The organism is Quadrisphaera setariae (genome assembly GCF_008041935.1).
GTDB lineage: Bacteria > Actinomycetota > Actinomycetes > Actinomycetales > Quadrisphaeraceae > Quadrisphaera > Quadrisphaera setariae.
The window spans coordinates 20,768-28,955 of the sequence record NZ_VKAC01000014.1 but is presented as its reverse complement, the minus strand read 5'-3'; the positions used below and the strand labels follow the sequence as shown (position 1 = coordinate 28,955).

Below are 8,188 nucleotides of genomic sequence, written 5' to 3'. Positions count from 1 at the left end.
GGAACCACTTCCGGGCGCGCTGCTCTTCGGAGCGTCGTCGCGTCCTCGGGGTGAAGCTCGCCTAGCGAGCCGGGGGACCTCACCTCCCGAACCCGACAGCTCACCTCGCAGGCGTCGGAGAGGCCCACCCCCATATGTCGATGCCCCATGCCCATCACGGGCGCCACGTCTCCTGCCGCCGCTGCGACTCCTCGCCCACCGGTACCTCCCGTCCCCGCCGCGCCCTGGCCCGGGCCGCCGCCGGTATCGCCCTGAGCGGTGGTCTGATGGGTGCCGTCGCGCTTCCGGCCAACGCGGCGCCGGTGCTGAACAGCGGCGCGGTGCTGACCACCGCCAGCCAGTACATCGGCACGCCGTACCGCTTCGGTGGCACGACGCCGTCCGGCTTCGACTGCTCGGGCTTCACCCAGCACGTCTTCGCCCAGCACGGTGTGAGCCTGCCGCGCACCACCAGCCAGCAGCTGGCCGCGGTGACGCGCATCAGCAAGGCCCAGGCCAAGCCCGGTGACCTGGTGTTCTTCGTCAACGCCTCCGGCAAGCCGTACCACATGGGCATCTACACCGGCGATGGCCGACTGATGGACTCCCCGCGCACGGGCAAGTCGGTCAGCGAGCGCTCCATCTGGAGCGACAACGTCATCTACGGCCGCGTCTGACCTGAGCGCGAGACCTGAGCCTGCTGGGTGCCCGCCCAGCCCGGAAACGAGCCGGGCGGGCACGGCCAGGAGTCAGCTCGTGGTGTAGGCGATGGTCGTCATCATCCCGGCCTCGCCGTGGTAGAGGTTGTGGCAGTGCAGCAGCCAGCTTCCGGGGTTGTCTGCATCGAAGAGCGCCCGCAGGGTTTGACCGGGCAGGACGATCGAGGTGTCCTTCCGGGGTCCTCCACCGAGGTGCTGGTAGGTGTGGCCGTGCAGATGCATCGGATGCCACATGCTCGTGGAGTTCTTGAGCTCCAGGGCGACGCGCTCGCCCTCACTGATGCCGAGCGCGTCGCGCAGCGGCTGATCCATGTCCATCCGCTTACCGTCGATCGCCCAGTCGTAAGAGGCCATGGAACCGGTGAGCTCGAGCGCCAGCGTCCGGTCCGTGGCGCGTTCGGCCAAGACGACCTCCGGCTCGGCCTGCAGATCTGAGGCTGTCACCGGTCCTCTGGTCCAGGGCAGTTCTGCCGCAGGCGGTGTCGCTGCGCTGGGGGCGGTCCGCAGAACCGCTCGAGCTCGGTCGTTCTTGCCCAACGCTTCGGCGACCACGGAGAAGGCTCCGTCACCGGCGGTGATCAGGGCGTCGTACCGCTCACCCATGCCCACCACCAGGCTCTCGGCCAGTGCAGGCTGCACGGCGTACCCGTCCGTGTGCGTGATGGTCATGAGGTGCTCCGCCACGCCGAAGCGGAAGGCGGTATCAGCGCCGGCGTTGATGATGCGAAGCCGGATCTTGGTCCCGGGAGCAACGGAGAACGTCTCGGGGTCGTTCGTGGGTCGCCCGTTGATGAGGAACAGCGGGTAGAAGACATCTCCTGCGTCACCTCCGAGCAGGTCGGATGTTGCGCCCATCAGCGTGTTGCTCATCCGCATGCCGCCGGATTCCTGCGACGAGGAGGCCATGGACATCCCATGACCCCCGCCCATGCCGTCGGTCATACCGCTGCCCATGCCTCGGCTCAGCTCGGCGAGCACGTCGTCTGGGGTTGTGGTTACACCGTCGAGCCAGTCGTCGAGCACGAGGATCCACTCCTCGCTGTGCTCCACGGTCTCGGAGGGGTCATCGATGATGAGGGGTGCCATCAGTGCCCGGTCGAGCTGTGAACCGACGTGCGGGTGGAACCAGTAGGTGCCGGGGTGGGGAAGGGTGAAGGAGTACTGGAAGCTGTCTCCCGGCTCCACAGGTGGTTGGGTCAGTGGTGGGACTCCGTCCATGTCGTTGCGCAGCGCGAGGCCGTGCCAGTGGATGCTGGTCGGGTCCGGCAGCTGGTTCTTGAGGGTGACCTGGAGCAGGTCACCGACGTTGGCGCGCAGCGGCGTGGTGGCTGAGGCCCCTTGGTAGCCCCACGTCGGCGCGGCGATCCCGCCGAGGTCCAGCGTCGTCGGGATGGCGGTCACGGTGCGGCGCACTGTTGCGCCGGTGGCGCGGCGGCGCTGCTCAGTGGACCTGACCACGGGGGCGCTGGGGGTGACGAAGGAGGGTTGGGGGCTGCCTGTGCAGCTGGCCAGGACTGCGGCGGTCGCCGACGCCAGGCCGAGCTGCAGCACCGTGCGGCGGGTCAAGTGGTTGGTCATCTGGTCGTCCCTGAGGGTGGTGAGCGGAGCACCGACACCCCCGTGCTTCGGTGAGCAGGGGGGCCCAGGCGCTGGAACGGGGCGAGCCGCTCCTAGGCCCGGATCACGCACAGGGTGTGCCGAGGGAGCCCGCGTGCCATGGGACAGCTTCCGCGACGCCTGTCGCTCGTGGTGCCTCCCGCGGCGCCCACGACCCACGCCAGCGCCAGCACGGCGACGAGCGAGGCGCTGCCACGCACTAGAGCCTCATCTGGCGAGGGCGCCGAGAGGGTGCATGCAGCACTAGCCGAAGCCTCTGGGCTGTCGCTGTGGCCGGGTGACATGGCCACGTGCGGATCGTCGAGGCGCGGGTCGGCCACGGTCCGACTGATACCCGCGTGCAGCGAGTGCGTCGTGACCGTGGACACGACCGTCGGCATGATCGTCGATGTGGGCATCTGGTGGCCATCATGGGAGGCGCCAGTGGTCACATGCATTGCCAGGACCCCAAGCAGGACTCCGGCAATCAGCAGCACCAGACGGAGGGGGCCGTGGTTCCTCTGCCCTCTCACGACACCTCCTCAGTCACTCAGCCGACTGTGAGCATACCCTTGGGGGGTATGCTGGCGCTATGCCCTCTCGGCGCTTCTCTGACCGACTCCCAGCAGTCTCACCGTCCTTCATGAAGCAGCCTTTGCGCCCTGCGCTGGGTGCGGCCACCGCGGCCCTGGCTGCACTGAGCCTGACGGGCTGCATGACCCCTCAGGAGCCCACGCTGGGTCCGGCAGAGGCACCGAGTTCGACCTGGGGTCACATCCACGGCCTCGGGGTGGACCCCGCGGACGGTGTCCTGTACGTGGCCGCCCACGACGGCCTCTACCGCTCCACCCCGGACGGAGTCGAGGGCCCGGTGGGTCAGCGTCGACAGGACACCATGGGCTTCACCATCACCGGTCCCGGCACCTTCCTGGGCTCAGGCCATCCCGACACCGCAGTGGACCCCGACCTGCCCAACCCCCTCGGCCTGGTCGTCAGCCGGGACAGCGGCCAGTCCTGGGAGCAGACCTCCCTGGGCGGGCAGGTGGACTTCCACGTGCTGCGCGCCCGTGGCGACACGGTCTACGGCTGGGACTCCGTCAGCGGCCAGTTGCTGGCCTCCGACGACGCGGGCCACTCCTGGCAGGCACGCAGCGACGTCGCAGCACGTGACCTGGCGATCGACCCCTACGACCCTGCCACGGTGGTGGCGACCACAGCTGAGGGCCTGCAGCGCAGCGCCGACGGCGGACGCACGTGGTCGGTCGTGGCCCCCTCGCCCCTGCCGGTGGTGGTGGAGTGGACCGACGGTGGTGATCTGTACGGCGTCGAGGGCGACGGCGCCGTCCTGCACTCCACCGACGCCGGCTCCTCGTGGGACCGCATCGGCGACATCGGCGGCTCCCCCGAAGCCATCACCTCGCAGAGCCCCGTACCGGCAGCGCCCACCGCAGCGGACGCGCCCTCGGCGGATGAGGCACCGACGGCCACGGTGCTGCACGTCGCGGTCGCCCGCGAAGGGGAGCACCCCAGCATCGCCACGAGCCGCGACGGCGGCCGCACCTTCTCCGAGCAGGCCCTTCCCGACGCCTGAAGATCCTTCCTCGGGCAGGTCCAGGCGGTACGAGGCAGCGGACGGCGACCACTGCTTCATCTCGGCGCGACGGGCACCATGCGGGTCACGAGTAGGCGCGGGATACCCCTCTGGGGTACCGTCGGGAGCTCATCATTAGGAGGCAGGTGTGGCGCACAAGCGGGGACTGCTTCACGCAGCGCTGATCCTGCTCGCCGGTGCGCTGGTGGCCGGCATCCTCACCATGCACGTACCGCTGATGAGCGTCCTGGGTGCTCACGGCTCGCTGCACGCAGCCAGCGCGAGCGTGCACTCGGCGTCGTCGACGGCCGAGCACGGCTCGATGGCCGGAACCGCTCCTGCCGCCGTCGCACCGGCGATGCTGGTCCGGTCCGCTGACGGCACGCCGTTCGAGCGAGCCAGCGAACAGTTGTGCCACGCCGACGGCGCCGGTCACGGCGCCCCCACCTCAGCGCACGCCGTCGCGTGTGACCTGTCGGCGCCGCCGGTGAACGCCGCGACGGCACTCGGTGCGGCCGCGTTGGTCGCCGTCGTCGTGATGGCGCTGGTGATGCTGCCCAGTGGTGGGGCAGCGGGCGGGTGGCTGCTGCGCCGCGGTCCTCCGCAAGGCCTGCTGCTGCGTCTCTCCCTGTGCGTGATCCGGGTCTAGGAGCGGGCTCACCCCCGCCCCTGTGATCCGCTCACCCATGTCAAGGAGAGTCATGCCTCGCCCTAGCTCTGACCTGCGTTCCACCCTTGCCCGCACCTCGGCCCTGCGCGCGCTCGGCGCCGCCGGTGGCGCCGTAGCACTAGCGATCACCCTCGCCGCTTGCTCTGACAGTTCCATGCCCGGCATGGACATGGGCTCGACCAGCTCGAGCACATCCTCGAGCGCTCCGATGAGCTCGGCGGCGGTCACCCCTGACCCGGCCGCCGTCGCCTCGGCCTCATCGGCGGTCTCAGCAGAGCACAACGACGCCGACATCATGTTCGCCCAGCAGATGATCGTCCACCACCAGGGCGCGGTGGAAATGGCGATGCTCGCCGGCGACCGCGCGCAGGACCCTGCGGTCCGTGACCTCGCCTCGCGCATCCAGGCCGCCCAGACCCCCGAGATCGCCTCGATGACGGGGTGGCTGCAAGCCTGGGGTGCCCCCGAGACGATGGAGGAGGGCTCGATGGGTGGCCACGACATGGGCTCGATGGGCATGAGCGAACAGGACATGGCCGCGCTGGAGGGTGCCTCCGGCGCGGAGTTCGACAAGCTCTTTCTGGAGCAGATGACCGTGCACCACCAGGGCGCTGTCGACATGGCCAAGACCGAGCTGGCCGACGGGTCCAACCCGCAGGCCATCGAGCTGGCCGGGACGATCGTGACTTCCCAGACCGCGGAGATCGCGGAGATGGACCAGATGCTGCAGACCCTGCAGGGCTGAGCACACCCACGCAGAAGCACCCCTAGAACGGGATGGTGCGGCACCAGCTGCGGCGTCGCACCATCCTGTTGGCCTCGAAACAGATCCTGATCCGGTGTTGCAACAGGCGACGCTGGCGGCGGGACTCGGCTGGTTGCGGCCGGACGACGCGACGCCCCTCTCAGGAGGCGCAAGAACACTCCACGCGCTATACCCCCAGTGGGTACTGACGGTTCGCGAGTGCTTTGTCACCCCTCAGTGCGGCATGCCGCAACGGGGAGGGCACGTGCTCGCACCAGAGCAGCGCCCGCTGTGCCTCGTCGTGTGCTGTCGCCGCAGGACGGGTTGGGACGGGTTGGAACAGGTTCCAGCAGGTGGCGGCACAGATGTGAGCCGATGAAGAGGAGGTCCCGGTGGCGGGGTACGCAGGACTCGCGGCGCTGCTTTTGACGGTCATCGTGTGCGTCGCCGCGGCGCAGCTGGTCAGTAGGTCCACGGCTGTGGACAGCAAGGCTCTGCTCTCGTTGCCCTTCCTCTCGGGGTCGATGCCGCATGAGCACGCGCTATCGCGCTTCCACGCCCGCTGGTACCCGATGACGCTGGTCTTCCTGGCCTTCGACGTGGAGATGCTCTTCATGTACCCATGGGTCGAGGTGGTCGCCACCGTGGGCCTGTCGGCTGTGGTGGAGATGTTCATCTTCTTGGGTGTCCTCCTGATCGCGGTCGTCTGGGCCTGGCGGGAAGGAGCCTTCAGGTGGGTCTGACGAGGGCTCGAGGACCCAAGGCATGGCTCAAGGGCACAGCCCTCAAGCGTCCTCGCTACTTGGTGGTGGCGGAGCCTGGGCGTGACCTCACCCGGCTCGCGCTGGAGCGCGTTGCCGCTGAGCGCGGCTGGGTGATGGCCCACTCTCCCGCCGAGGCTGACGCACTGATCACTTGCGGCCCGCTGTCTGGAGAACTGGCCGCAGCCGCGGAAGTGGTCTGGGAGCAGCTGCCTGGCCCGAGGGCTCGCGTCGACGTTGACAGCCCCACGGGCGTCGAGTCCTCCCTGGGTCACGTTCTGGAGCGGCTGGCCGACGACGACTTCCAGTGCCGCGACGCAACCACTCGACCCCAGGAACAGCCATCCGATACTGGCCACGCCTACACGGACAAGTCCGACCACGGCGGCATGGACCAAGGCGGCATGGACCAAGGCGGCATGGACCAAGGCGGCATGGACCACGGCGGCATGGACATGTCCGGCCCCGGTGGCATCGCGTTGGCCAGCGGTGGGGAGGACCGCGATGGCTTGGAGATGGACGTCCTGCACGTCCAGCTCGGTCCGGTGCTCGGTCTGTGGCCGAGCGGCCTGGTCGTCACGGTGACGCTTCAAGGTGATGTGGTGGTGGACGCCCACGCCCACCACCTGGACGAGGCCGCCGCGCCGGAGCGCGTCGATGCCCGCGTGGCGGCGTGTGAGCGGGCCGCGCGGATCCTCGCCTTGGCCGGCTCGCGGTACGCCGCCGCTGCCGTGCGCCTGCGCGATGCATTGCAGATGGGCACCGAGGTAGGCAGCGCCGACACTGGTCGACAGATCGATCTTGATGGAGAGCTCGCCGGTCTGCTGGCTCGTGTTCAGCGCTCCCGCACGCTGCGCTGGTCCCTCCGGGGCCTGGGCGACCTGAAAGATGATCAGATCGAGAAGGCTGGGTTGCCGGCTGGCGACCAGGGCGACGTTCACGACCGACTGATCGCTTCCCTGCGCCTCGCCGCGGACCCTGTCGCGGCAGCCCCGACGTCGTACGGGCACCGCCATCGTGCAGTCGAGGCCCTTCCGAGCCTGCTGATCGGGCGAGAGCTCGCCGAGGTGCGACTCACCGTGGCCAGCCTCGACCTCGAGTCCCGTGGCGTGTTTCCCGAGCCTGAGCATGGCCCTGACGCCGGCGGCGCCGACGCGGCTGGTGGCGCCGTGGCGGCCGAGGCGGTGGCCTGAGTGGACGTCGTGGGCGTGTCCTGGGTGTGGGCTCCTGCTGCTGTATTGCTGCTGATGGGCGTGGCCGCGGCCGGCGCAGCGTTCAGCGGCGCGCTCTCCGCGGGTGCCACAGGTCAGCGGCCGGTGGCCGGCCTGCTCGCTCCCGCCTACGAAGCAGCGCGGTTGATGCGCCAGCGCCGCCGCGTGCTGCTGGGCGCAGACCGGCCGTTGTGGCGCGGCGGTGGCGGGACGCTGCTGGTGGCTGCGGTGTTGATGGTGGGTGTCGTGCCGCTGGGAAACTGGACCCTGGCGGACCTCGGCGTCGGGGTCGTCTGGGTGAACGCCGTCGACGTGCTGGTGTGGGCGGCGGCCTGGATGCTGGGCTGGGGGGCGAACAGCGCGCACGCGCTGGTGGGTGCCCATCGCTACCTCGCTCAGGCGCTGTCCTACGAGCTGCCGCTGATGTTCGCCCTGGTAGCGCCCGCTGTAGCCGCTGGCAGTCTGCGGGTGGGTGACATCGTGGCGGCGCAGTCGCAGCTGTGGTTCGTGGTGTGGATGCCGGCGTCCTTCGCCCTGTTCTGCGCCTGCGTGCTCGCCTTCTCACTGTGGGGCCCCTTCTCTACGGGCAGCGGGCCGGATCTCGCGGGTGGCGTTCTCGCGGAGCTGTCCGGGGTGGACCGGCTGCTGGTCCTGGCCGGTCGGTGGGCACTGCTGGCGGCGGGGTCGGCGGTGGCCGTTGCGCTCTTCCTCGGGGGTGGCGCCGGCCCGTTGCTGCCCGCCTGGGCGTGGTCGCTGCTCAAGACGCTGCTGGTGATGGCGGCGCTGGTGGTGTTGGCCCGACGGTTGCCACTGCTACGCCCGGATCGCCTGGCTGAGGTGGGATGGCTGGTCGGCTTGCCGGTGGCACTGGCGCAGCTGCTCGTCGTCAGCCTGGTCGTCCTGGGGAGGAGCTGAA

8 protein-coding genes and 1 riboswitch are annotated in these 8,188 nt (G+C 69.7%); of the genes, 7 read left to right on the top strand and 1 reads right to left on the bottom strand.

Annotated elements, in window-relative coordinates; translation table 11 throughout:
* The first annotated feature begins 7 nt into the window (after positions 1-7).
* Positions 8-127: riboswitch (cyclic di-AMP (ydaO/yuaA leader) on the top strand.
* A gap of 13 nt (positions 128-140) precedes the next feature.
* Complete coding sequence (locus FMM08_RS19615; protein ID WP_187279881.1) at positions 141-656, top strand: C40 family peptidase; 516 nt, start codon at positions 141-143, stop codon at positions 654-656.
* Between the two features lie 72 nt (positions 657-728).
* Here the strand turns inward: FMM08_RS19615 and FMM08_RS19610 are convergent, their stop codons facing one another.
* A complete protein-coding gene (locus tag FMM08_RS19610) occupies positions 729-2,276 on the bottom strand; it encodes a multicopper oxidase family protein (protein ID WP_147928087.1) in 1,548 nt (515 codons plus the stop codon).
* Between the two features lie 427 nt (positions 2,277-2,703).
* Here FMM08_RS19610 and FMM08_RS19605 point away from each other — a divergent pair, with 427 nt between their 5' ends.
* The 6 genes from FMM08_RS19605 to FMM08_RS19580 all read left to right on the top strand — a co-directional run bounded on the left by FMM08_RS19605 (position 2,704) and on the right by FMM08_RS19580 (position 8,187).
* Positions 2,704-3,885, top strand: a complete 1,182-nt coding sequence (locus tag FMM08_RS19605; protein WP_369431770.1) for a F510_1955 family glycosylhydrolase — start codon at positions 2,704-2,706, stop codon at positions 3,883-3,885.
* 148 nt (positions 3,886-4,033) lie between these two features.
* Entirely contained in the window at positions 4,034-4,534 is a 501-nt protein-coding gene (locus FMM08_RS19600) for a hypothetical protein (protein WP_147928085.1), read from the top strand.
* Positions 4,535-4,556: 22 nt separating this feature from the next.
* On the top strand, positions 4,557-5,300 hold the full coding sequence (locus tag FMM08_RS19595) for a DUF305 domain-containing protein (RefSeq protein WP_222710993.1): 744 nt from the start codon (positions 4,557-4,559) through the stop codon (positions 5,298-5,300).
* A 392-nt stretch (positions 5,301-5,692) separates the two neighbouring features.
* Positions 5,693-6,043: an NADH-quinone oxidoreductase subunit A gene (locus FMM08_RS19590; RefSeq protein ID WP_147928083.1), complete on the top strand. Its 351-nt coding sequence runs from the start codon at positions 5,693-5,695 to the stop codon at positions 6,041-6,043.
* Entirely contained in the window at positions 6,034-7,254 is a 1,221-nt protein-coding gene (locus FMM08_RS19585; RefSeq protein ID WP_147928082.1) for a hypothetical protein, read from the top strand. Before FMM08_RS19590 ends, FMM08_RS19585 begins: the two co-directional genes overlap by 10 nt.
* 54 nt (positions 7,255-7,308) lie before the next feature.
* A complete protein-coding gene (locus tag FMM08_RS19580; RefSeq protein ID WP_147928127.1) occupies positions 7,309-8,187 on the top strand; it encodes a complex I subunit 1 family protein in 879 nt (292 codons plus the stop codon).
* The last annotated feature ends 1 nt before the right edge of the window (position 8,188 follow it).